The organism is Bacillus cereus group sp. MYBK139-1 (assembly GCF_051916915.1).
Taxonomy (GTDB): Bacteria; Bacillota; Bacilli; order Bacillales; family Bacillaceae_G; genus Bacillus_A; species Bacillus_A pacificus.
The window spans coordinates 630,719-653,812 of sequence record NZ_JBQAHO010000003.1 but is presented as its reverse complement, the minus strand read 5'-3'; the positions used below and the strand labels follow the sequence as shown (position 1 = coordinate 653,812).

Sequence of the window (23,094 nt, the reverse complement as noted above, 5' to 3'; positions counted from 1 at the left end):
TGATGGCAGAGAGGTCACACCCGTTCCCATACCGAACACGGAAGTTAAGCTCTCTAGCGCCGATGGTAGTTGGGACCTTGTCCCTGTGAGAGTAGGACGTTGCCAGGCAAAATGGAGGATTAGCTCAGCTGGGAGAGCACCTGCCTTACAAGCAGGGGGTCGGCGGTTCGATCCCGTCATCCTCCACCATATATGTCGGAGGGGTAGCGAAGTGGCTAAACGCGGCGGACTGTAAATCCGCTCCTTCGGGTTCGGCAGTTCGAATCTGCCCCCCTCCACCATTCTTAATTAATGGGCTATAGCCAAGCGGTAAGGCAACGGACTTTGACTCCGTCATGCGCTGGTTCGAATCCAGCTAGCCCAGCCATTAAGAGCCATTAGCTCAGTTGGTAGAGCATCTGACTTTTAATCAGAGGGTCGAAGGTTCGAGTCCTTCATGGCTCACCATTTTAATAAAACATGCGGGTGTGGCGGAATTGGCAGACGCACTAGACTTAGGATCTAGCGCCTTTGGCGTGGGGGTTCGACTCCCTTCACCCGCACTTTTAATAAAATAACTCATACATGTCTTGCGGAAGTAGTTCAGTGGTAGAATACAACCTTGCCAAGGTTGGGGTCGCGGGTTCGAATCCCGTCTTCCGCTCCAATTTTCAATATGACATGCCGGGGTGGCGGAACAGGCAGACGCACAGGACTTAAAATCCTGCGGTGGGTGACCACCGTGCGGGTTCGACCCCCGCCCTCGGCACCATATGCGCCCGTAGCTCAATTGGATAGAGCGTTTGACTACGGATCAAGAGGTTAGGGGTTCGACTCCTCTCGGGCGCGCTTTTAATAACGGGAAGTGGCTCAGCTTGGTAGAGCACCTGGTTTGGGACCAGGGGGTCGCAGGTTCAAATCCTGTCTTCCCGATATTCCCAAAAACATGGGGCCTTAGCTCAGCTGGGAGAGCGCCTGCCTTGCACGCAGGAGGTCAGCGGTTCGATCCCGCTAGGCTCCACTTTATTTATTATATGTCTCGGAGGTATACCCAAGTTCGGCTGAAGGGATCGGTCTTGAAAACCGACAGGCGGTGAGAATCGCGCGGGGGTTCGAATCCCTCTACCTCCTCCATTTTCTTTTAAAATGGTTTAGACATAAATAATAAAATATTTTTCCTTCATGGAGGTATACCCAAGTTCGGCTGAAGGGATCGGTCTTGAAAACCGACAGGCGGCGAGAGTCGCGCGGGGGTTCGAATCCCTCTACCTCCTCCATTTTTTCTAAATTAAATATTTTATCATCGCGGGGTGGAGCAGCACGGTAGCTCGTCGGGCTCATAACCCGAAGGTCGCAGGTTCAAATCCTGTCCCCGCAACCAAATGGTCCCGTGGTGTAGTGGTTAACATGCCTGCCTGTCACGCAGGAGATCGCCGGTTCGACCCCGGTCGGGACCGCCATTTATGTTGGCTCGGTAGCTCAGTCGGTAGAGCAGAGGACTGAAAATCCTCGTGTCGGCGGTTCGATTCCGTCCCGAGCCACCATTTTTTTATGCCGACTTAGCTCAATTGGTAGAGCAACTGACTTGTAATCAGTAGGTTGGGGGTTCAAGTCCTCTAGTCGGCATCCTTTAGGGGCATAGTTTAAAGGTAGAACTGAGGTCTCCAAAACCTCCAGTGTGGGTTCGATTCCTACTGCCCCTGTAAAGTATATGGGCCTATAGCTCAGCTGGTTAGAGCGCACGCCTGATAAGCGTGAGGTCGATGGTTCGAGTCCATTTAGGCCCACCATATATTATTCCGCAGTAGCTCAGTGGTAGAGCTATCGGCTGTTAACCGATCGGTCGTAGGTTCGAGTCCTACCTGCGGAGCCATGGCCCGTTGGTCAAGTGGTTAAGACACCGCCCTTTCACGGCGGTAACACGGGTTCGAATCCCGTACGGGTCATAAAAAAAGAGTCAGCATATTGCTGACTCTTTTTTATTGTGCGTTCATTCTCCTTTATCAACTGATTTTCCTGAAATAAATAAAGGGATTTAGGAAAAGCTATGGTATGTATAAAAAGGAGGAGATACAAATGACACGAGTGAGAGACTTGATGAGCACTCATATTGTACAGTGTACACCGTTAGACAATGTATATGAAGCTGCTGTAAAGATGAAAGAAGAATCGATTGGATTGATTCCGGTTGTTGAAAATGAACAAGTTGTTGGTCTTGTTACGGACCGGGATTTAGTTGTTCGAGGGATTGCTGAAAAACATCCTGGATCTAATAAAATTACAAATGTAATGACAACAAACATTGTTTCAGTTTCTCCAGATGATCCTATTGAAAAGGCTACAGAGTTAATGGCGCAGTATCAAATTAGACGATTGCCAGTAGTTGAGAGTGGTCAACTCGTTGGGATGTTAGCACTAGGAGATTTAGCTATAAAAGAATCGGCAGATGATCAAGCCGGATTTGCTTTAAGTGAAATATCAGAGCATACGGAATGAAGAAAGACTTTACTTAGTGGAATACGTTACGTATAAAAATCAGATGCATTATTCTAGTATATAGGATTAAACAAATATGTTAGCATGATGCATCTGATACATTATATAATAAGTACATAGTTATTAATTTCGACAGTTTATTTAAATTTGTCATTCCTAATTATAAATAAGAGAAAAAATGATATACTGATAGATATAAGTATTATGATTGATTTCGAATATAACAATATTTATTGTTAATGATGTGATAATGAATTAATATTTCCTATGTAGACAAAAGGGAAGGGGAATTATATGAAGGCTGTACAGCGCGATCCAAATTGGAATTTGGTTACAGATACATATATAGAACCAAATAATTTCGCTGAATTATTTTCTTTGCTTGTACCTTGTCATCCAAAAGGTGAAGGGAAAGAACGAACTATATTAGTGTGGAAAGAAAAAGAATTTTATAAAGAAGAAAATTTAGCGGCATTTATCGTATATGGAATGAATAAAGCAAAGAATTTACCGCAATTTCATAAAGACGAAATTCCAACTTTAGTACGTATTCTTCGCTTATGCCAAGAAATTGGTTGGTATGAAGAAGCGAATACTTTTATGGTAACTCAAGGGCTAGCTGAGTTTGTTCATACTTCATTGGAATATGAAACGTGGGATCTTTTGACGCAGGCGGTGGCTTTAAACTATTTAATTATTAAATATCGTATTGGTGAATTAACTGATGGGGATGTAGAAATTTGGGATAGAGTTAAATTTAATGAGAAATGTATAACAGACTGTAAACATCTATTATCTCATAAAGAAGTATTAGAATTTACATTCTTTTATATGTGTAAGAGAGCTAAGTCACTATCAAAAGAGCAATTAAATAGTGATATGATGAGTTTAGCGATGTATTGTAATACTTTTGTTTATGACTTATATACATATGATTTATTACGAAAGTATCGTAAGTGTACAGACTTTCTATCATATTATGGACCTAGTCAAGCGGTGTTAGCTTGCCAAAGGGCTGTACTTTCTCAAATTTCAGATCGATTAGACCCACTCAAGACTACTCATGTAGATGATTATTTATATGTAATGAAAGATATGATGGAGCATATGACGATAGGGATAATGGATCGATATGATCATTTTATTGGAAAGTTATTATCATATGTGCCATTTTTCGAAATGATCCAAGTTCCACAACATGCATATTATTGTGAAGAATTATTGTATATTTGTAAGGGCATTAAATATAAAGAAGAAATATTACGCAATTATATATTTATACAATTACATGACTGTTTACCATCTTTCTTTAAACTGTTTCTTAAAAATAAGCGTTATGCAACGATTCATGATATTTTGTTCTATTGGTGTGATGATGAACAAAGAATGAGCTTAGAGAAAAAATATAATCTTAGCTTTATTTATGAAAAATATGCTTGCGGGTAAAGAGCATTTTCTATATAAATTAAAAAGGATCTCAATTGTGAGATCCTTTTGTTATTAGTAAAGCAAGGAGAATGTAATTAAGACGAGAAATAACATTCCATAAAGGAGAAATTGTGCCGTATAGCTTCCTTGTATACCAAAAAAAGTATTTGTTTTTTTATATAAATTCAATATATATTTTATCGGATTATCTTTGAAAGATTGGTACACAGTGTCTCCTCTTTCTAAGCTTCTTGTTCGTGTTTTTTGTTATTAGGGACATGAATGTATCTAGCTATGAATAATAAAACAGCCATAAAGAATACGGGAAATACGGTAGATAAATAAAAACCATTACTAATAATATTTGTTATTAAGGCACTTAATAGAAAAATGGCATTATAAATATGGGCAATTTTTTGTTTTAGTTGAACTTGAAAAGCTTCCATCATAATTTCTAAAGCAACAAAAGCAATGATAATAGATAAAAATACAGTATTTGTATTATAAATTACTAAGCAACAGATTAAGCCTAAAAAGGCTAAGTATTCAATTAAGAGAGGTATATTGATATTGCGTGGCATACAATTTACCTAACTAAATATGGCAGTGGGTTTACTGCATTTGTTTTTTCAAAATTCCATTCTCCATTGTGTAATTCAAAATGAAGATGTTGCCCGTATGAATGACCTGTGTTTCCCATATGACCTACTAATTGTCCAGCTTGTACTTGATCACCAGCTTGTACAGTGCGATCTTTCATATGAGCATAGACAGTTGTATATAATTTCCCGTTTATTTGATGGGCGATGAACACAACATTGCCATAGCTAGCTGAATAATATGATTTCACGACTTTACCTGCCGCCGCCGCCTGGATAGAGACATTACCCTGAGCTGCGATATCTATACCATAATGCATTTGTTCCCAGCGCATATCAAATGTTGAGCTAATTCTTCCTTGAGTAGGGAATTTGAAAACGGCTGGAATGGAAGTAGGTTGAGCCGTTTGAGCTTGTGATTGCGTTTGGTTTTGCACTACATAATGTTTTGCCACGTATCCGTATCCTGTGCCAAAACGAATTTTATACCAAGTTCCTACAGTTTCCACTACTTGTAATTGTGTACCATTTTGTAATGAACCAAGTAGTGCGCTACTTGTACTAGCGTTGCTACGTACATTAAGTTTAGGTGTTGCAACTGTGTATTTCGCATTATTTTGAACTGTGATGCCTTTTACTAAAGGCTGTGAACCATTAGATACGAATGCCTTTTGTACGTACCCTGTTTTGCCATTATGTAAAATTTTATACCACTCGCCTTGTTCTTCTTGAATGGTAACGAATTTCCCATTTGGTAATACATCTAAAATTGAAGATTCTAAATTAGGTTCAGAACGAACGTTTAATGCATTGGCATTGACGATATATTGATTATTAGATTGAAGTTTGTTTTTTAGTAGAATAGAATCTTTTTGTACGTAACCTACTTTATTATTAACAGATACTTTATACCAGCCATTAGTTGTTTCAAGTATATTCACTTTCGTATTAAAGCGAATTGTATCAATTGATGAGCTATTTGCGTTATCTTTTGTATGTAAGGCTACTTGATCGACTTTGACATATCCAGTTTTCACATTAGATAATTGTTCAGCGTTGGCTGTTTGTACATTTGTTTCTCCCATAGAAGGAAGTAAAGAAGCAATTGCGACAGTAGTTGCTGTTAAAGCAGTAGCTTTCATATTCATATAATAGAGACCTCCTCTAGTTGTATAGTTGTAATTTTATTATAGTATAAAGATATAATATAGTGGGTGTATTCACATAAATGTAATATGAAATCAATATAAAAATAAATTTTTTGAGGATAATGATTCCTTTTTATCCAATTCATTAGGATAATAATTTCTAAGATAGAATATAAGTATTATATGGTTTTGTTATTTTGTTGACAATTGAGAAAATTAAAATAGTTGATGATGTCTTATTACGATGTTATACTGACAGTGATAATTTTATAGTTTGCTAGGAGAGCTGGTGTTGCCAGCTGAGAGTAAGGCCTTAAGTCTTTGATCCTTTTTATTACCTGATCTAGATTATGCTAGCGTAGGGAAGCAATTCGGACACTAATAATGAGTCCCCGTTTCTTTGCGTATAGAAACGGGGCTTTTTTATTTGAAAATTTCATATTGAAACCACTAGGGGTGCTTGTTGTGCTGAGAGAGGAATAATCCTTAACCCTTACAGACCTGATCTAGGTAATACTAGCGAAGGGAAGTGGAGCAACGAATAAATTATAATTTTATTTGCTGTAACCACTTCTTATTTAGAAGTGGTTTTTTATTTAGATATATAAATTGAAAGGGGATAGAGAAATGAAATTTTGCGATAGATTATTAGAAACTGTACAACCAGTTTGGGAGATGAGTCATAATCATCCATTTGTTGTAGGTATGGGGGATGGCACATTAGAAAAAGATAAGTTTCAGTATTACATTATTCAAGATTATTTATATTTGTTAGATTATGCAAAGCTATATGCGATCGGTGTTGTAAAGGCAACGAATCCACAAGTAATGGGGAAATTTGCTGAACAAATTGATGGGATATTAAATGGAGAAATGACAATTCATAAACAATATGCAAAAAGACTTGGAATTTCTATAGAGGAGATAGAGTCTGCAAAGCCATCTGCTAAAAATCTAGCTTATACAAATTACATGATGTCTGTATCTCAAAATGGCACACTTGCGGAATTAATAGCAGCACTTCTTCCATGTATGTGGAGCTATTGGGAGATTGGAAAGCGTTTAAATGATATTCCTGGGGCAAGAAATCATGAGTTCTTTGGTGAGTGGATTCAAGGCTATAGTTCTGAAGAATACGGTAACCTTTGTGTTTGGTTAATCGATTTATTAAATGAAATGGCAGTTGGAAAGTCTGAAAAAGAGCTAGATCGATTAGAGGAGATTTTCCTATATTCCAGTCGATTTGAATATTTATTCTGGGATATGTCCTATCGTAAGGAGATGTGGGGATTTGAGGAGCAAGAACATACTACAGTTTCATAATGTTTCTTTTCATTATGATGAGAAGCCAATCGTCAATGAATTAAATGCTTCTATACAAGATAAAGAGTTTGTAAGTATTATCGGACCGAGTGGATGCGGGAAAAGTACTTTATTTCGTCTTATTACAGGTTTAGAAGAAACAAGTACGGGACAGATAGAGCTAATAGAAACAAAGAGCCATCCTGTAGGGTATATGCCCCAAAAAGATATGCTCCTGCCATGGAGAACGATTATTGAGAACGCTGCCCTGCCGTTAGAGTGCCAAGGTGTACAGAAGAAAGAAGCACAAGTAAAGGCAAAGGAACTGTTACATAAATTTGGTTTGCAAGGGTATGAGACAAAATATCCGAAAGATTTATCTGGTGGTATGAGACAACGTGTATCTTTTATTCGAACTTTATTAACAGGTGGGGAGATATTGCTGTTAGATGAACCGTTTAGTGCGTTGGATGCTTTAACGAAGGCCTCTTTGCAAGAATGGTTGTTTGAACAATGGAAAGAGTGGGAAAAAACAATTTTATTTATCACTCATGATGTGGAAGAAGCATTGTTTCTTTCTAATCGAATTTTAGTAGTAGAGCAGCAACCGATAACTACTTTAACCGAGAGGATTGTACCACTTGATCATAATCGGACAAGAAAAGATTTATATAAACCAGAAGTATTAGCCCTTAAAGATGAGCTTCTTAGTATGTTGCAAAGGCAGGTACTCGTATGATGAACCGGTTGAAGGAGCTATTACCTGCTCTTACGCTTTCTAGTATTTTACTTGCTATTTGGGAAGTAGGCGCAAGAATTGTAGATGAAATGTACATTTTACCGTCACCGTCTGCAATTGTAATGAAAATATGGAAACTAAAAGACATATTATTTACGGTTCATTTGCCAGCAACATTATATGTCGTTTTAATAGGGGTGGCTATTTCTATCGTACTTGGGGTAGGGCTAGCGATGTTAATGAATGCGAGTAATTGGATGGAGAGAGCATTTTATCCATTATTAGTTGCCTCACAAACGATTCCTATTACAGCGCTTGCTCCGCTTTTCGTTTTATGGTTTGGATATACGATCTGGAGTAAGGTTGTTGTTACGGTTTTAATTACGTTTTTCCCAATTGCGGTTAATACGTATGATGGACTGCGCAGTACGAAAAAAGAATGGGAAGAGCTTTTAGTTACGTATGGGGCAACGAAAAAAGATGTTTTTCTTAAATTAAAATTGCCGTCTGCTCTTCCTTATTTTTTCTCAGCTTTAAAAATTGCAGTACCGCTTAGTGTAATTGGGGCGGCAATTGGTGAATGGCTCGGTGCACAAGCGGGGCTAGGATATTTCAGTAAGAGAATGATGACGCAATTAGACGGGGCAGGTGTATTTGCACCCATTGTATTGTTATCATTATTAGCTATTTTCTTCGTCGTACTTATTTCAGTATTAGAAAAGAAATTCATTAGTTGGAGGAAGCATTCATGAAATTTTTAAAACGCATCTTTGTGCTTACATTATTAGTTGCAATGATTGCTGGATGTTCGAGTAATTCAGCATCGGAAAAAAGTAAAAAAGAGAAAGAAATAACGGTCATGCTTGATTGGTACCCAAATGCGGTACATAGCTTTATTTATGCGGCAATTGAAAAAGGTTACTTTAAAGAAGAAGGAGTAAAGGTAAATATTAAATTCCCTTCTAATCCGACTGATCCATTAACGTTAGCAGCTGCAGGAAAAGTAACAGTGGGCTTATATTATCAGCCAGATGTTGTCATGGCAAAAGCAAATGAACAAATTCCAGTGAAATCAATTGGAGCCGTCGTACGTTCACCATTAAATCATGTTGTATCGCTGAAGTCTGCAGGCATTCAATCGCCAAAAGATTTAGAGGGTAAAACAGTTGGATATTCTGGAACACCTTTAAGTGAGATGTATTTAAAAACGATGGTAAAAGAAGCTGGTGGTAATCCAGATACAGTGAAAGTAGTCGATGTTGGTTTTGATTTAGTACCAGCATTAATCACGAAAAAAGTGGATGCGGTAACAGGGGCATACATTAACCATGAAGTACCTGTTATGCGTCATGAAGGTCATGAACCAGCATACTTTAATCCAGCAGATTACGGTGTACCGAATTATCATGAGCTTGTATTTGTAACAGGTGATAAAACGTTGAAAAAAGATAAAGAAGCGTTGCAAGCTTTCTTACGTGGTACGAAAAAAGGTTATGATTTCATGAAGAAAAACCCAGATGAAGCATTAAATATTTTATTAAATCATCAAGAAAAAGAAAACTTCCCACTTGTACCAGAAGTTGAAAAAGAAAGTATGAAAATTTTATTAGAGAAGATGGAAACGAAAGATGAGCCATTTTTATCGGATTCAAAAGAGTCATGGGAGAAACAAAATAAATGGCTGAAAGATAAAGGAATGACGAAAGAAATCGTTCCGGCTGAAGAGTTATTCGAAAACATTTTAAAGTAGGCGAATGAATATGAAAAATGAGCTTCATGTAATCTCAAATGGTCACATGCCATTCGAAGAGTTAGTGAATGTAGCGATGCAAATTGAGAGTGAGATTGATTATTTGCATATTCGTGAGCGTGAGAAAAGCACAAAGGAATTATATGAAGGTGTGGAAAGTCTTTTAACGAAAGGCTTTCCAGCATCGAAAATAGTGATAAATGATCGAATTGATATTGCTATTTTATTAAACATTCCGCGCGTGCAGCTAGGGTATCGAAGCGCAGATGTAAAGTCAGTGAAAGAAAAGTTTTCTTATTTGCATGTCGGTTATTCTGTGCATTCTTTAGAAGAGGCGATCGATGCATTTAAGAATGGCGCGGATTCACTCGTTTATGGTCATGTATTTCCGACAGATTGTAAAAAAGGTGTGCCAGCGAGAGGGCTTGAAGAAATTTCAGACATTGCAAAGTGTTTATCCATACCGATTACAGCAATTGGAGGAATCACTCCGGAAAACACTGGAGATGTTCTTACTAACGGCGTCAGTGGTATTGCTGTTATGTCTGGGATTATAAGTAGTAGTAACCCGTATAGCAAAGCGAAGTCTTATAAGGAATCAATAAGAAAGTGGGCGGAAAAACATGTGTAAGAAGTATGATGTAGCGATAATTGGCGGTGGTGTAATTGGTAGTTCAGTTGCACATTTTCTAGCAGAAAGAGGACATAAAGTAGCGATTGTAGAGAAGCAACAGATTGCATCTGAAGCCTCGAAAGCAGCCGCTGGTTTACTTGGGGTGCAGGCAGAATGGGATGAATATGACCCGCTATTTGAACTTGCTAGAGAAAGCCGTGCTATATTTCCACAACTTGCAGAAGTTTTACGTGAAAAAACAGGCATCGATATTGGGTATGAAGAGAAAGGCATTTATCGCATTGCTCAAAATGAAGAGGAGAAGGAAAGAATTCTTCATATTATGGATTGGCAGCAGAAAACCGGTGAAGATTCTTACTTTTTAACGGGAGATCGTTTACGAGAGAAAGAGCCGTATTTATCTGAGTCAATTATAGGGGCTGTATATTATCCGAAAGATGGTCATGTTATTGCACCAGAGCTTACGAAAGCATTCGCACATTCCGCATCATTTTCGGGTGCTGATATATATGAACAGACAGAAGTGTTTGATATTCGTATTGAAAATAATCAAGTGACTGGAATTGTGACAAGCGAAGGTATGATCACTTGCGAGAAAGTTGTTATTGCAGGTGGCTCATGGAGCACGAAGTTACTAGGTTATTTTCACCGAGAATGGGGTACATATCCAGTTAAAGGAGAAGTAGTAGCAATAAGAAGTAGAAAACCACTTTTAAAGGCGCCTATTTTCCAAGAAAGATTTTACATTGCACCAAAGCGCGGCGGACGTTACGTAATTGGAGCAACGATGAAGCCCCGTACGTTCAATAAAACTGTGCAACCAGAAAGTATTACTTCTATATTAGAGCGCGCGTATACAATATTGCCTGCTTTAAAAGAAGCTGAATGGGAAAGTGCATGGGCAGGATTAAGACCACAATCGAATCATGAAGCTCCTTATATGGGAGAGCATGAAGAAATAAAAGGTTTATATGCTTGTACGGGCCATTATCGAAACGGTATTTTATTAAGTCCTGTTTCTGGTCAATATATGGCTGATTTAATAGAGGGAAAGCAGGAGAATCACTTGCTAGATTCATTGCTTTCTAAAACAGTTTAGAAAGGGGATGGAAGTTTGAATTTAAAAATTAATGGTAATCAAATTGAAGTGCCAGAGAGTGTGAAAACAGTAGCTGAGCTACTTACACATTTAGAGTTAGATAACAGAATTGTTGTAGTAGAGCGTAATAAAGATATTTTACAAAAAGATGATCATACAGATACATCTGTTTTTGATGGAGACCAAATTGAGATTGTAACTTTCGTAGGAGGCGGTTGATTATGTTAAACATTGGACCATTTTCATTTCATTCTAGACTTTTATTAGGAACAGGAAAATTCCCTGATTTTGATGTGCAGCAAAAGGCAATTGATGTATCTGAGGCTGAGGTTTTAACGTTCGCAGTACGTCGTATGGATATATTTGATGCAAAGCAGCCTAATTTATTAGAGAAACTTGATGTGAAAAAATATACGTTATTACCGAATACAGCCGGAGCAAAAAATGCTGAAGAAGCTGTTCGTATTGCAAAATTAGCAAAAGCTTCTGGGCTTTGTGACATGATAAAGGTAGAAGTTATTGGTGATGATAGAACGTTATTACCTGATCCGGTAGAGACGTTAAAGGCATCTGAAATGTTACTAGAAGAAGGATTTATCGTACTTCCGTACACATCTGATGATGTTGTATTAGCACGTAAATTACAAGAACTTGGCGTGCATGCGATTATGCCAGGAGCATCTCCAATTGGATCAGGACTTGGTATTGTAAATCCATTGAATTTGAGCTTTATTATTGAACAAGCGACAGTACCAGTTATCGTTGATGCTGGTATCGGTAGCCCGGCTGATGCGGCATTTGCGATGGAATTAGGAGCAGATGGCGTGTTATTAAATACAGCTGTATCAGGAGCAAAAGATCCTATTAAAATGGCACAAGCAATGAAATTAAGTATTGAGGCAGGCCGTTTAGGATTTGAAGCAGGTCGTATTGCACGTAAGCGTTGTGCAACGGCAAGTAGTCCTTTAGAAGGAATGAGCGTAGTTGAATAATCGATATTCTCGCCAAGAACTATTTTCTCCAATTGGAGAAGAAGGACAGCAAAAGATAAGGGAAAAGCATGTGCTTATTATCGGTGCAGGTGCATTAGGTAGTGCAAATGCAGAAATGTTTGTAAGAGCTGGTGTTGGTACAGTAACGATTGTTGACCGGGATTATGTCGATTGGAGTAATTTACAAAGGCAGCAATTGTATGCAGAGAGTGATGTGAAAAATAATCTTCCGAAAGCTGTAGCAGCGAAGAAGCGTCTAGAAGAGATTAATAGTGAAGTAAGAGTAGAAGCGCTCGTTCAAGATGTAACAGCTGAGGAGTTAGAAGAACTCGTTACAAACGTTGATGTAATGATTGATGCAACTGATAATTTCGAAACGCGTTTCATTGTGAATGATATAGCGCAAAAACATTCTATTCCATGGATTTACGGAGCATGTGTAGGGAGTTACGGCCTTTCTTACACAATTCTTCCTAGTAAAACACCATGTTTATCTTGTTTATTACAATCGATTCCGCTTGGCGGGGCAACATGTGATACAGCGGGGATTATATCACCTGCTGTATCTCTCGTCGTTTCTCATCAAGTAACGGAAGCTCTAAAATTGTTAGTAGAAGATTACGAATCGCTTCGAGATGGGCTTGTATCGTTTGATGTATGGAAGAATGAATATTCATGTATGAATGTGCAAAAGCTTCGTAAACACAATTGTCCTTCGTGCGGAGAGAATGCATTGTATCCGTATTTAAATAAAGACAATACATCGAAAACAGCAGTGTTATGCGGGAGAAATACAGTTCAAATTAGACCACCTCATAAAGAGGAAATAGATTTTGAACGATATAAAGAGCTGCTGAATGATCGTGTGAATGATTTAAATGTAAATCCATATTTATTATCATTTTCTGTGGAAGAAAAGAGATTAGTTGCTTTTAAAGATGGTCGTGTACTTGTACATGGAACGAAAGATATAAGCGAAGCAAAAACAATTTATCATCGCTATTTTGGATAGAAAAGGATGAGTGGGATGAAAGTAAATAAAGCTTTAACAATTGCAGGATCTGATAGTGGCGGCGGTGCCGGCATTCAAGCAGATTTAAAAACATTCCAAGAGCTTGGTGTGTATGGTATGACGGCTATTACGGCAATTACTGCTCAAAACACGCTTGGCGTTCAAGGGGTATATCCAGTTCCATTAGAAGGTATTACGGAACAATTGAATTCAATTGGTACGGATTTAACACCAGATGCTGTGAAATTAGGAATGTTATTTAGCAGCGAAATTATTCAAATTGTAGCAGAACATATTAATAAATTTGGCTGGAATAATATTGTACTAGATCCTGTTATGATTGCTAAAGGCGGTGCATCATTATTACAACAAGAAGCAGTACAAGCATTAAAAGAATATTTATTACCAGTAGCAACGGTTGTAACACCGAATGTTCCAGAAGCAGAAGTGTTAACTGGGATGGAGATTTATAATGTTGAAGATAGTAAGGAAGCTGCAAAAGTACTGCATGAATTGGGTGCAAAATATGTGCTTATGAAGGGCGGACATGCAGAATATCAAGGTAATGAAGTAGTTGATTTACTCTTTGATGGTGAGCAGTTTATCGAATTTAAAAGTGAACGAATTCCTTCAAAGCAAACGCATGGAAGCGGTTGTACATTTGCTTCAGCGGTTACAGCAGGACTTGCGAAAGGATACTCAATTGAAGAGGCAGTTCAAGAAGCAAAACAATTTATTAGTATAGCAATTGAAGAGCCGCTGCATATTGGAAGTGGTCATGGACCGACGAATCATTTTGCGTATAAATTAAATAAATCACGTGTGTAAGTAGAAAAAAAGTCAGTTGTATAACTGGCTTTTTTTCTGTTTACTTTTTCCAAATACAGGAGTAATATATCAGCCAGAATATATTTTTTGTAATACGCTGAGTCCAATTATATGGAGCGGAGGAACCAATTTGTGCAGTGTCACTAGGGGTGAATCTTTCAATTTTGAAAGTAGGGCTACTCTCAAAGTCCGAATCCGACAGCTAACTTCGTAAGCGTCTTGAGAGAGGACGGTGCCATGATGGATACATCACTTCATCGATCTGATTAGTATAGGGGAATATCAATCTATGTTTGAGTTCTTTTATGCTAAGGAGGATGAGGTACATGGAACTAACACTTATTTGTGTTGGAGAAGAAAGCAAGATAAATAGTTTAATAGATTTAGTAGCCTTTCAACATGAGTTAATTATTTTTACAGCAAATGAAGAGATAGCGGCTGAAGTGAGGAATTGTGGATTTGATTGGACGTATAGTTGTAGTAAGGAGCAGGATTTTACTAGTATTTATGAATGTATTAAGAAGGTGATTTTACTAGGGGATGAGCTTCCAATCGTTAGCTTCTTTACAGAACACATTCGCTTTTCTTTTCAAGCGCCTATTACTGTTGTTACAAGGAATAAACGGTATCCAGCGAGGCTCTATGAAACAATTGGAGCTACATTTGTCGTGTTTACGAATTGTGATAATATTTCTTTTTTATTTTTTGAATAGGGCGGGGGAGAAGAAGATGAAGGTGTTGTTACTAGGAGATATAGCGAATCGTTGGGCGGTATCGGTAGAACGAGTTCAAGAATTGGTCGTACTTGATCCTATTTTTCCAAGGCCCTATATCATATTGCCATCAAAAGATGCTTTATATTTAAAAACAGATGTTATCGAATATGAGCAGCTACATGCAGAATTGTCACAAGTTTATATTCGCGGGAGAAATTTACGTGCTTTTTTACGAGGAGAATAAATAGTGAATGAAAAAAGAGCGAATGCTAAGTGCAACAAGCTATGCACTTCATGTCATTCGCTCTTTTTATTTCGTATTTAAAAGATCATTTATGTGAAAAAGAAAGAAAAGACGAGAAAACAGATGAAAAAATATTAATAACACTCAATGTAAGCGTTTAAATAGATGGATATTTTCTTATTTTCAGTAATTTAGCTCTTTACAAGTGAAAAATAGAGGAGTATATTTACTCTCATAAATCATTCATAAAATTTCCAAAAAAACCTAAAATCGCTGAGTTCCAGAAATGGAGCGGGGGAACCAATTTTGTGCATTGTCACTTGGGGTGAATCTTTCAGTTTTGAAAGTAGGGCTACTCTTTAGGCCCGAATCCGACAGCTAACCTCGTAAGCGTTTAGAGAGGAGGTTTACTTTTTGTTGTTCATTTTTTGAACACTGAGTAGAGCTCAGTGTTCTTTTTTAATATTTTAATGGTAAATTTTTACAGAAAGGTGAGAGGGTAGCTATGTTAGATGTTGTAATGATCGGAATTTTTGTTGTGTTAGTCGCATCGATGGCAAGTCTTGCAAGTTGGTCAGATAAAGTTGTGAAAGAAGGGAAGCAATCATGATGATTGCCTTATCAATTATTGTTGCAGCAATTACGGTGTACTTAGTGTATGCATTATTAAATCCGGAAAAGTTTTAATTAGGGGGAGTCATTCATTATGATCTGGGTTGCAGTCGTTATTACAATGCTATTGTTTATTCTTGTGGCAAAGCCAACGGGAATTTATTTAGAGAAAGCCTTTCAAGGGAGTAAAAAGCTAGATAAAGTATTCGGGCCTTTTGAAAAACTTATTTTTAAAATTACGGGTGTAAAAGAATATAATCAAACGTGGAAACAGTACGCATTATCATTAGTTTTATTAAATGGATTTATGATTGTTGTCGTATATTTCATTTTCAGACTACAAGGAGTATTGCCATTAAATCCAGCACACATTGAAGGAATGGAGCCTACGCTCGCTTTTAATACAGCAATTAGTTTTATGGCTGATACGAACTTACAGCATTATAGCGGTGAAAATGGTTTATCTTATTTATCACAATTAATCGGAATTACATTCTTAATGTTTGCAGCACCGGCAACGACTTTAGCGCTCGTTATGGCATTTATAAGAGGGCTTGCTGGAAAAGAACTCGGTAACTTTTTCGTTGATTTTACGAGAGCACTAACGAGAGTATTTCTTCCTATCGCATTTATGGCGGCACTAGTTTTTGTTGCACTTGGCGTACCACAAACGTTAGACGGTGCCGTTACAGCACAAACAATTGATGGGGCAAAGCAAAGCATATTACGCGGGCCAGTTGCATCATTCGTTTCTATTAAGGAACTTGGAAATAACGGCGGTGGATTTTTCGGAGCAAACTCTACACATCCTTTCGAAAATCCAGGACAAATGAGTAATATTTTGCAAATGATGCTTATGATGTTATTGCCAACAGCACTTCCATTTACGTACGGACGAATGGTGGGCAATAAAAAGCAAGGTCGCATCCTTTTTGTTTCACTATTCATGGTCTTTTTACTAGGGTTTATAACGATTACGACATCTGAATTACATGGAAATCCAGCTTTAAATGGAATGGGTATCGAACATGTACAAGGAAGTTCAGAAGGAAAAGAAGTAAGGTTTGGAACAGTATTTTCTTCACTATACGCAACAGTAACGACAGCTGCTGAAACTGGAGCGGTGAATACGATGCATGATACGTTAACACCAATTGGCGGGTTGGTACCACTCGTAAATATGATGTTAAACACAGTATACGGCGGCGTTGGAGCAGGCTTTGTGAACATTATTATGTATGCGATTATTGCAGTTTTTATATCTGGATTGATGGTTGGACGGACACCGGAGTTTTTAGGTAAGAAAATTGAAGGGAAGGAAATGAAATTAATTGCGGTAACGATACTATTTCATCCACTGCTTATTTTAGGATTTTCGGCATTGGCTCTTTCTACACATTTAGGAACAGAAGCGATTTCTAACTCGGGCTTCCACGGTTTAACACAAGTTGTTTATGAGTATACGTCATCAGCTGCGAATAACGGATCTGGATTTGAAGGGTTAGCAGATAATACACCGTTTTGGAATATTACAACTGGTTTAGTTATGTTTTTAGGACGCTATTTTAGTTTAATTACGATGCTAGCTGTTGCAGCTTCATTGAAAGAGAAGACGGTTGTGCCAGAAACAGTCGGAACGTTCCGTACGGATAATAGTTTATTTGGCGGCATTTTCATCGGAACAATTGTAATTGTCGGTGCATTAACATTCTTCCCGATGTTAGTACTCGGCCCAATTGCAGAATTTCTTACATTGAAGTAATGGAGGGTAAATGATGAGACCGGTAGTAGTAAAAGAAAAAAGAGTAAATGAGTCACACATACATGCAGTAGAAGATGAGGTTAGACAAGCGAAAACGATGGATCGTGATATCGTGAAACATGCGATGAAACAATCCTTTGCGAAATTGAATCCGAAAGTTATGATAAAAAATCCGATTATGTTCGTTGTGGAGATTGGATTTATCATTACGTTCATTTTATCGTTTCTTCCAAGTCGTTCTAGTAGTGTACCAGGATGGTTTAATATAACAGTTTCCCTCATTCTATTATTTACAGTTTTATTTGCTAACTTTGCAGAAGCATTAGCGGAAGGACGGGGGAAAGCGCAAGCTGATTCTTTAAAACAATCGAAGAAAGATGTGTTTGCAAATGTTGTAAAAGAAAATGGAGACATCGTCCAAGTTTCAGCAACTGATCTAAGAAAAGGTGACGTTGTTATTGTAAAACAAGGAGAAATGATTCCAAGTGATGGAGAAGTAATAAAAGGGTTAGCATCTGTTGATGAATCTGCGATTACAGGGGAATCAGCTCCTGTAATAAAAGAAGCAGGCGGTGATTTTTGTTCCGTGACAGGCGGTACAATGGTTGTAAGTGATGAAATTACGATTGTCATTACGAGTAATCCTGGTGAATCATTTATTGATAAAATGATTTCGTTAGTAGAAGGAGCTGCTCGTCAAAAAACGCCGAATGAAATTGCTTTAAATACAGTATTAACGAGTTTAACGCTTATTTTCTTAATCGTTGTTGTGACGCTGCCGATTTTCACAAATTATTTAGGATTTCAAATTGATACAGCTGTACTTGTAGCGTTGTTAGTTTGTTTAATTCCAACGACAATTGGTGGATTATTATCGGCAATTGGTATTGCCGGGATGGACCGCGTGACAAAGTTTAATGTGTTAGCGATGTCGGGTAAAGCAGTAGAAGCTGCGGGTGATATTAATACAATTATTTTAGATAAAACGGGTACGATTACTTTCGGGAACCGAATGGCTCATACATTATTACCTGTAGGAAATGAAACGATTGAGCAAGTTGGAAAGTGGGCTGCGATTAGCTCAGTTTTAGATGAAACACCAGAAGGTCGATCTGTTATTGAGTATGTGCAAGCGAAATCTATATCATATAATAGAGAACTTGCAGAACAAGGGGAGTTTGTTCCATTTAAAGCAGAAACGAGAATGAGTGGTGTTGATTTACAAGACGGAACGAAAGTGAGAAAAGGTGCTGTCGGTAGCGTGATTGAATGGGTTCAGTCACAAGGTGGAACAATTCCGAAAGATGTAAATCAAAAAGCAGATTTCATTTCAAAAGAGGGCGGAACACCACTTGTAGTTGCAGTGAATAATCGTATTTACGGTTTAATCTATTTAAAAGATACAGTAAAACCTGGTATGCGTGAACGTTTTGAACAGTTGCGTCAAATGGGGATTAAAACGGTTATGTGTACAGGGGATAACCCATTAACAGCAGCAACCATTGCAAAAGAAGCAGGAGTAGATGAGTTTGTTGCTGAGTGCAAACCAGAAGATAAAATTGCAGTTATTAAAGCAGAGCAAGATAAAGGAAAACTCGTAGCGATGACAGGTGATGGTACAAATGATGCACCGGCATTAGCACAGGCTGACGTTGGATTGGCGATGAATAGTGGTACAACAGCTGCGAAAGAAGCAGCCAATATGATTGATTTAGATTCGAATCCAACGAAGATTATTGAGGTAGTGGGAATCGGTAAGCAATTGTTAATGACACGCGGTGCGTTAACGACGTTTAGTATTGCAAATGATATCGCAAAATATTTTGCAATCATTCCAGCGATGTTTACACTTGCGATTCCGCAAATGGAAGCATTGAACATTATGAAACTAACATCACCACTGTCAGCAATTTTATCAGCATTAATATTTAATGCAGTTATTATTCCATTACTCATTCCGTTAGCGATGAAAGGTATCGCATATAAACCGATGAGTTCGAATGCACTACTTGGCCGAAACCTACTTATTTATGGGCTGGGCGGAGTGATTGTACCGTTCATTGGAATTAAAGTAATTGATATAATTGTCGGCTTGTTCATATAAGGAAGAGGGGAAAAAGATGGCGAAGAAACAAAGTATACTATCACCAATCATCCGGATTACTTTTACATTTTTAGTGTTGTGCGGACTTGTATATCCGCTTATTATTACTGGTATTGCACAAGCAGTCATGAAGGATAATGCGGATGGAAGTCTAATATATAATGATAAAAATGAAGTGATTGGTTCTAAATTAATCGGTCAAAATTTCACAGATCCACGTTATTTTCATGGGCGTGTCTCTAGTATTGAATATAAAGCAGAAGCGTCTGGTTCAAATAACTATGCACCGTCTAATCCAGATTTAGAGAAACGAGTAGAGAAAAGTATTGAAGAGTGGAAGAAACAAAATCCGAGCGTTCCAGTTACAGAAGTACCAATCGATTTAGTGACAAATTCAGGTTCAGGGCTTGATCCTGACATTAGTCCGAAGGCAGCTTCCGTGCAGGTAGAGCGCATCTCTAAAATAACGAATATTCCGAAAGAAACGCTAAATCAATTGATTAAGGATCAAACGGAAGGTGCGGCACTTGGTTTATTTGGAGAGACCCGCGTAAACGTCTTAAAGTTAAATTTAGAATTACAGAAACTACTGAAATAGTAACAGTGCTACCTCAATCTAACGGATTGAGGTAGCGTTGTTTCGAAAGAAAGGTTGTGAGTGTTTTGTATGCGGATGACTATAAACCAACTTTTCAAAGGCGAACGCCAGAAGAGTATTTAGAATATATTCGTCAGCAAAACCGCGGGAAGTTAAAGCTATATGTAGGAGCAGCTCCAGGAGTAGGGAAAAGTTATAAAATGCTCTTTGATGCTAGAGAGATGAAAAAGGACGGTATGGATATTGTAATTGGTTTAATTGAAACGCATGGGAGAAAAGAGACGGAAGACGCAATTGCTGATTTAGAAAAGGTTCCTTTAAAAGAAATAGAGTATAAAGGGAAAGTGTTTTATGAACTTGATGTGGAAGGAATTATAAAGCGTGCACCGCAAGTCGTTGTTGTGGATGAACTTGCACATAGTAATATTCCCAGCTCTAAAAACAAGAAGCGTTATATGGATGTACAAGAATTGTTAGAGGCTGGTATATCCGTATTGTCAGCGTTTAATATTCAACATTTAGAAAGTGTTCATGATATTGTAGCTCAAATTACGAATGTAAAAGTAAGAGAACGAATTCCAGATTTTATTTTACAAAAAGCAAATGAAATTCAGCTTGTCGATGCAACGCCGGAAGTACTTCGGAAGAGGTTAATAGACGGAAAGATATATAAAGAAGAAAAAATTCAGCAAAGCTTACAAAATTTCTTTACGCTTAATAATTTAGGAGCACTCAGGGAATTATCGCTTCGTGAAGTCGCTGACGATATGGACGAGAAAATTAGTCAAACAGTGATAGAACCAATTGGCGTGAAAGAAAAAATTCTCGTTTGTGTACAGTACAGTTCAACAGCAGAGAAATTAATAAGACGGGGCTGGCGCATGGCTGATCGGTTAAACGCTGAATTGTATGTATTAAATGTTGAAAGAGAAAATATAGATTCTCTTTCAGCTGGAAAAAAGCAGACGATTGAAGAGTGGAAGGCGCTCACGAATCAATTTGATGCAAGTTTTGTATTAGAAGAAGCAAAAGGAAGAAAGCCAGCGGATGTTATTATTGAAGTTGCAAAAAGATTACAAGTAACGCAAATTTTACTTGGGCAATCAGCGAGAACGCGATGGGAAGAAATTCGAAAAGGTTCGATTGTGAATGAAATTATGAGACAGACGAAGCATATTGATATTCATATTGTTGCGGATCAACGAGTTTAAAATAGAGACCATCTGTAGGTCTCTATTTTGCTTTGTGTGTGGCAGGGAATCGTAGCATTTTCATCGCATATAAGATTATGAGTAGAAACATAATTGCACCTATGAAGAAAATCCAAAAGTAATTTTGATTAAATAAAAGAAATCCACCTATAAGTGGCCCTGTGCCCATACCAAGATAGCGGATGAAGTTGTACATACCGATAGCAGTTGCGCGTTCTTGTATGAATTCTTCCGTTAATAAAGTAGTGTGAGTTGGCATAGAAAGTCCCATACTAAAACCGTACAATGATGTAACGATAATGATAAATGGGATATTGATGCTATATGTGAAAGAGAATAAAGTGACACATATAATATTGAAGAAACTAGTAATGAATAAAGTTTGCTTTGTTGTGAGGCGCTTTTGCAAAAACTTGTAGCAATAACTTCCTAACATAATAGAAAGGGACATCGGTACAAACATAAGACCAATTTCACTTGCAGTTAAGTGAAATAAATTTGTTAAAATGCTCGGTAAAAAAACGAGGAAGCAAAAGTAAATACAAAATTGAATAAAGCCAATAAGAGTAATAGAAAATCCAGTTTTATTTTTTAAGATAAACCAGTAATTCTTTTTTGATTGCGGTTGCTTACTTACAGTTGGTTTTGTTTCTGGAAGTAGTGAAATGTTTATCATTAATAAGAGAATGCCAAGTATAGATAAAAAGAGAAATACGGATACATGGCCGTTTATACTGCCGAGATAACCACCAATGAGGGGGCCAATCGCAGGTGCAAGAGCAAGTAACATTTGATAAAGGCTCATTGCTTCTCCTCGTTCTTTTCCTTCAAACAAATCACCAATAATCGTTGCTGAAACTACAGGTATAGCCGCTATTCCTATAGCTTGAACAGCTCTAAAAAAGAGAAATAAATAAATGTTTGCCGAAAAAGCACATCCGATTGAACCAATTGTACTAATGACTAAACTAGGGATAAGGACAGATTTTCTCCCTTTTGTATCAATTAAAGGTCCATATACGAGCTGCATAATTGCAAGAATGAATGTGAAAAGTGAAACTGTGACATTTACAAGATAAGGAGAAGTATGAAAAGAACCTTGAATCATGGGCAAGATAGGTGTGTAAATATTTTGAGCGAAGGAACCGAGTAAGGCACTAATACAGACAACATATAAAATGAAATGTAGTTTGGATTTTTTCATTGTGTTAACCTCCTTATTTTTAGTTTCCTCGGAAACTAAATTTATTTTAACATGTTTTTCTAACTTGTAAATATGAAAAAAATTTTTTAAAATGGTATATAGTTAAATCGTTTCTTTGGAAACTTAGGGGGCGAATAGATTGGATTATACAACGAAACAAATGGAAATACTTTCGGACATTCGTACACTTTTGCATAAAAGAGAAGAACATTTGAAAGGACAAAATGAGAAGTTTCTTCGTGAGACAGGTGTAAGTGGTATGTCTTTATCTGAGTTACATGTAATCGAGTGTATCGGGAAGAATGGTCTGATGAATGTAACGGCAATTACGATAGAAATGGGAATGACGAAGGGCGCAATCTCTAAAGTTTGTACAAAGTTGTTCCAAAAGAAATTCGTTGAGAAGATGCAAATGTTAGACAATCAAAAAGAAATTTTCTTCCGTTTAACAGAAAGCGGAAATGAAATATATAAAGCTCATGATAAATTGCATAAACAAGCTGAAGAAAAGTGGCTGTTACTCTTAGATAGATATACGAAAGAAGAACAAGATTTTATTCAAAGGTTTATAAAGGATGTCTCCAATCATTTGGAAATATAATTGGAAGAAAAAATTCCGTTTTCTCAAGTCTTTTAA

Annotated in this window: 24 protein-coding genes, 20 tRNA genes, 1 rRNA gene and 4 riboswitches; of the genes, 42 read left to right on the top strand and 3 right to left on the bottom strand. The window is 37.5% G+C overall.

The annotated features are described in order from the left end of the window. The 23 genes from rrf to ACTFRS_RS20430 all read left to right on the top strand — a co-directional run. Positions 1-108: ribosomal RNA gene (gene rrf, locus ACTFRS_RS20540) — 5S ribosomal RNA — on the top strand; the annotation flags it as partial. Positions 109-113: 5 nt separating this feature from the next. Then, positions 114-189, top strand: a tRNA-Val gene (locus ACTFRS_RS20535). Positions 190-197: 8 nt separating this feature from the next. Then, positions 198-281: transfer RNA gene (locus ACTFRS_RS20530), tRNA-Tyr, on the top strand. A gap of 11 nt (positions 282-292) precedes the next feature. Then, a tRNA-Gln gene (locus tag ACTFRS_RS20525) sits at positions 293-367 on the top strand. Positions 368-371: 4 nt separating this feature from the next. Beyond that, positions 372-447, top strand: a tRNA-Lys gene (locus ACTFRS_RS20520). A gap of 14 nt (positions 448-461) precedes the next feature. Then, a tRNA-Leu gene (locus tag ACTFRS_RS20515) sits at positions 462-542 on the top strand. Positions 543-571: 29 nt separating this feature from the next. Next, positions 572-646, top strand: a tRNA-Gly gene (locus ACTFRS_RS20510). A 16-nt stretch (positions 647-662) separates the two neighbouring features. Beyond that, positions 663-751 (top strand) — tRNA-Leu (locus tag ACTFRS_RS20505). Positions 752-754: 3 nt separating this feature from the next. Then, positions 755-828, top strand: a tRNA-Arg gene (locus tag ACTFRS_RS20500). Positions 829-838: 10 nt separating this feature from the next. Next, a tRNA-Pro gene (locus tag ACTFRS_RS20495) sits at positions 839-912 on the top strand. A 15-nt stretch (positions 913-927) separates the two neighbouring features. Further along, positions 928-1,000, top strand: a tRNA-Ala gene (locus ACTFRS_RS20490). 20 nt (positions 1,001-1,020) lie between these two features. Next, positions 1,021-1,113 (top strand) — tRNA-Ser (locus ACTFRS_RS20485). A gap of 50 nt (positions 1,114-1,163) precedes the next feature. After that, positions 1,164-1,256, top strand: a tRNA-Ser gene (locus ACTFRS_RS20480). A gap of 27 nt (positions 1,257-1,283) precedes the next feature. Then, positions 1,284-1,360, top strand: a tRNA-Met gene (locus tag ACTFRS_RS20475). A gap of 3 nt (positions 1,361-1,363) precedes the next feature. Then, a tRNA-Asp gene (locus tag ACTFRS_RS20470) sits at positions 1,364-1,439 on the top strand. Between the two features lie 8 nt (positions 1,440-1,447). Beyond that, a tRNA-Phe gene (locus tag ACTFRS_RS20465) sits at positions 1,448-1,523 on the top strand. 9 nt (positions 1,524-1,532) lie between these two features. After that, a tRNA-Thr gene (locus ACTFRS_RS20460) sits at positions 1,533-1,605 on the top strand. Between the two features lie 6 nt (positions 1,606-1,611). Beyond that, positions 1,612-1,682, top strand: a tRNA-Trp gene (locus ACTFRS_RS20455). 10 nt (positions 1,683-1,692) lie between these two features. Continuing rightward, positions 1,693-1,769: transfer RNA gene (locus tag ACTFRS_RS20450), tRNA-Ile, on the top strand. An 8-nt stretch (positions 1,770-1,777) separates the two neighbouring features. After that, a tRNA-Asn gene (locus ACTFRS_RS20445) sits at positions 1,778-1,852 on the top strand. Position 1,853: 1 nt separating this feature from the next. Then, positions 1,854-1,925 (top strand) — tRNA-Glu (locus tag ACTFRS_RS20440). Between the two features lie 130 nt (positions 1,926-2,055). After that, complete coding sequence (locus tag ACTFRS_RS20435; protein ID WP_000199016.1) at positions 2,056-2,475, top strand: CBS domain-containing protein; 420 nt, start codon at positions 2,056-2,058, stop codon at positions 2,473-2,475. Between the two features lie 294 nt (positions 2,476-2,769). Beyond that, on the top strand, positions 2,770-3,921 hold the full coding sequence (locus ACTFRS_RS20430) for a DUF3965 domain-containing protein (RefSeq protein ID WP_000648924.1): 1,152 nt from the start codon (positions 2,770-2,772) through the stop codon (positions 3,919-3,921). A 224-nt stretch (positions 3,922-4,145) separates the two neighbouring features. On the opposite strand, the gene ACTFRS_RS20425 is transcribed toward ACTFRS_RS20430, so the two are convergent. Both ACTFRS_RS20425 and ACTFRS_RS20420 read right to left on the bottom strand, forming a co-directional pair. Continuing rightward, complete coding sequence (locus ACTFRS_RS20425) at positions 4,146-4,484, bottom strand: hypothetical protein (protein ID WP_001137811.1); 339 nt, start codon at positions 4,482-4,484, stop codon at positions 4,146-4,148. A gap of 5 nt (positions 4,485-4,489) precedes the next feature. Then, entirely contained in the window at positions 4,490-5,650 is a 1,161-nt protein-coding gene (locus tag ACTFRS_RS20420; protein ID WP_139869013.1) for an SH3 domain-containing protein, read from the bottom strand. 269 nt (positions 5,651-5,919) lie between these two features. Beyond that, a riboswitch (TPP riboswitch) is annotated at positions 5,920-6,032 on the top strand. 60 nt (positions 6,033-6,092) lie between these two features. Beyond that, a riboswitch (TPP riboswitch) is annotated at positions 6,093-6,195 on the top strand. 82 nt (positions 6,196-6,277) lie between these two features. Between ACTFRS_RS20420 and tenA the strand changes: the two genes are divergently transcribed. From tenA to kdpDN, 18 genes are all read left to right on the top strand, one after another. After that, entirely contained in the window at positions 6,278-6,973 is a 696-nt protein-coding gene (gene tenA / locus ACTFRS_RS20415) for a thiaminase II (protein WP_139869012.1), read from the top strand. After that, positions 6,942-7,691 (top strand): ABC transporter ATP-binding protein, encoded by a 750-nt coding sequence (locus ACTFRS_RS20410; protein ID WP_139869011.1) that lies wholly within the window; start codon positions 6,942-6,944, stop codon positions 7,689-7,691. The genes tenA and ACTFRS_RS20410 overlap by 32 nt, the downstream gene beginning before the upstream one ends. Continuing rightward, positions 7,691-8,443 carry an ABC transporter permease gene (locus tag ACTFRS_RS20405; protein ID WP_242294086.1) on the top strand — a complete coding sequence of 251 codons (753 nt, stop codon included), beginning with the start codon at positions 7,691-7,693 and terminating at the stop codon, positions 8,441-8,443. The genes ACTFRS_RS20410 and ACTFRS_RS20405 overlap by 1 nt, the downstream gene beginning before the upstream one ends. Then, positions 8,440-9,441, top strand: a complete 1,002-nt coding sequence (locus tag ACTFRS_RS20400; RefSeq protein ID WP_139869010.1) for an ABC transporter substrate-binding protein — start codon at positions 8,440-8,442, stop codon at positions 9,439-9,441. The genes ACTFRS_RS20405 and ACTFRS_RS20400 overlap by 4 nt, the downstream gene beginning before the upstream one ends. Before the next feature lie 10 nt (positions 9,442-9,451). Continuing rightward, positions 9,452-10,072, top strand: a complete 621-nt coding sequence (gene tenI / locus ACTFRS_RS20395) for a thiazole tautomerase TenI (protein WP_242294084.1) — start codon at positions 9,452-9,454, stop codon at positions 10,070-10,072. After that, on the top strand, positions 10,065-11,174 hold the full coding sequence (thiO, locus tag ACTFRS_RS20390) for a glycine oxidase ThiO (RefSeq protein WP_439195583.1): 1,110 nt from the start codon (positions 10,065-10,067) through the stop codon (positions 11,172-11,174). Before tenI ends, thiO begins: the two co-directional genes overlap by 8 nt. A 15-nt stretch (positions 11,175-11,189) precedes the next feature. Further along, on the top strand, positions 11,190-11,393 hold the full coding sequence (gene thiS, locus ACTFRS_RS20385) for a sulfur carrier protein ThiS (RefSeq protein WP_001049505.1): 204 nt from the start codon (positions 11,190-11,192) through the stop codon (positions 11,391-11,393). 2 nt (positions 11,394-11,395) lie between these two features. Further along, positions 11,396-12,166 (top strand): thiazole synthase, encoded by a 771-nt coding sequence (gene thiG, locus ACTFRS_RS20380; RefSeq protein WP_000931995.1) that lies wholly within the window; start codon positions 11,396-11,398, stop codon positions 12,164-12,166. Next, entirely contained in the window at positions 12,159-13,178 is a 1,020-nt protein-coding gene (thiF, locus tag ACTFRS_RS20375) for a thiazole biosynthesis adenylyltransferase ThiF (RefSeq protein ID WP_139869007.1), read from the top strand. Before thiG ends, thiF begins: the two co-directional genes overlap by 8 nt. A gap of 6 nt (positions 13,179-13,184) precedes the next feature. Continuing rightward, positions 13,185-14,006: a bifunctional hydroxymethylpyrimidine kinase/phosphomethylpyrimidine kinase gene (thiD, locus tag ACTFRS_RS20370; protein WP_439195584.1), complete on the top strand. Its 822-nt coding sequence runs from the start codon at positions 13,185-13,187 to the stop codon at positions 14,004-14,006. Positions 14,007-14,091: 85 nt separating this feature from the next. Further along, positions 14,092-14,239, top strand: a riboswitch (cyclic di-AMP (ydaO/yuaA leader). A gap of 93 nt (positions 14,240-14,332) precedes the next feature. After that, on the top strand, positions 14,333-14,719 hold the full coding sequence (locus tag ACTFRS_RS20365) for a hypothetical protein (protein ID WP_061183500.1): 387 nt from the start codon (positions 14,333-14,335) through the stop codon (positions 14,717-14,719). 16 nt (positions 14,720-14,735) lie between these two features. Further along, positions 14,736-14,966: a hypothetical protein gene (locus ACTFRS_RS20360; protein ID WP_000866315.1), complete on the top strand. Its 231-nt coding sequence runs from the start codon at positions 14,736-14,738 to the stop codon at positions 14,964-14,966. Between the two features lie 261 nt (positions 14,967-15,227). Next, a riboswitch (cyclic di-AMP (ydaO/yuaA leader) is annotated at positions 15,228-15,373 on the top strand. A gap of 98 nt (positions 15,374-15,471) precedes the next feature. Continuing rightward, positions 15,472-15,576, top strand: a complete 105-nt coding sequence (locus tag ACTFRS_RS20355; protein ID WP_000887889.1) for a SipW-dependent-type signal peptide-containing protein — start codon at positions 15,472-15,474, stop codon at positions 15,574-15,576. Next, positions 15,573-15,653, top strand: coding sequence for a K(+)-transporting ATPase subunit F (gene kdpF / locus ACTFRS_RS20350; RefSeq protein WP_000972376.1), 81 nt, complete (start codon positions 15,573-15,575; stop codon positions 15,651-15,653). Before ACTFRS_RS20355 ends, kdpF begins: the two co-directional genes overlap by 4 nt. A 19-nt stretch (positions 15,654-15,672) precedes the next feature. Continuing rightward, positions 15,673-17,340: a potassium-transporting ATPase subunit KdpA gene (gene kdpA, locus ACTFRS_RS20345; RefSeq protein ID WP_016716498.1), complete on the top strand. Its 1,668-nt coding sequence runs from the start codon at positions 15,673-15,675 to the stop codon at positions 17,338-17,340. 13 nt (positions 17,341-17,353) lie between these two features. Then, positions 17,354-19,444: a potassium-transporting ATPase subunit KdpB gene (gene kdpB, locus ACTFRS_RS20340; protein WP_139869005.1), complete on the top strand. Its 2,091-nt coding sequence runs from the start codon at positions 17,354-17,356 to the stop codon at positions 19,442-19,444. Between the two features lie 16 nt (positions 19,445-19,460). Then, positions 19,461-20,042: a K(+)-transporting ATPase subunit C gene (gene kdpC / locus ACTFRS_RS20335; protein ID WP_139869004.1), complete on the top strand. Its 582-nt coding sequence runs from the start codon at positions 19,461-19,463 to the stop codon at positions 20,040-20,042. A gap of 56 nt (positions 20,043-20,098) precedes the next feature. Next, on the top strand, positions 20,099-21,253 hold the full coding sequence (gene kdpDN, locus ACTFRS_RS20330; RefSeq protein ID WP_139869003.1) for a KdpD-like non-kinase potassium sensor: 1,155 nt from the start codon (positions 20,099-20,101) through the stop codon (positions 21,251-21,253). Positions 21,254-21,275: 22 nt separating this feature from the next. Here kdpDN and ACTFRS_RS20325 read toward each other — a convergent pair whose 3' ends face one another. Beyond that, positions 21,276-22,457 (bottom strand): MFS transporter, encoded by a 1,182-nt coding sequence (locus tag ACTFRS_RS20325; protein ID WP_139869002.1) that lies wholly within the window; start codon positions 22,455-22,457, stop codon positions 21,276-21,278. A 139-nt stretch (positions 22,458-22,596) separates the two neighbouring features. Between ACTFRS_RS20325 and ACTFRS_RS20320 the strand changes: the two genes are divergently transcribed. Continuing rightward, a complete protein-coding gene (locus ACTFRS_RS20320) occupies positions 22,597-23,058 on the top strand; it encodes a MarR family transcriptional regulator (RefSeq protein WP_139869001.1) in 462 nt (153 codons plus the stop codon). Positions 23,059-23,094 lie beyond the last annotated feature (36 nt).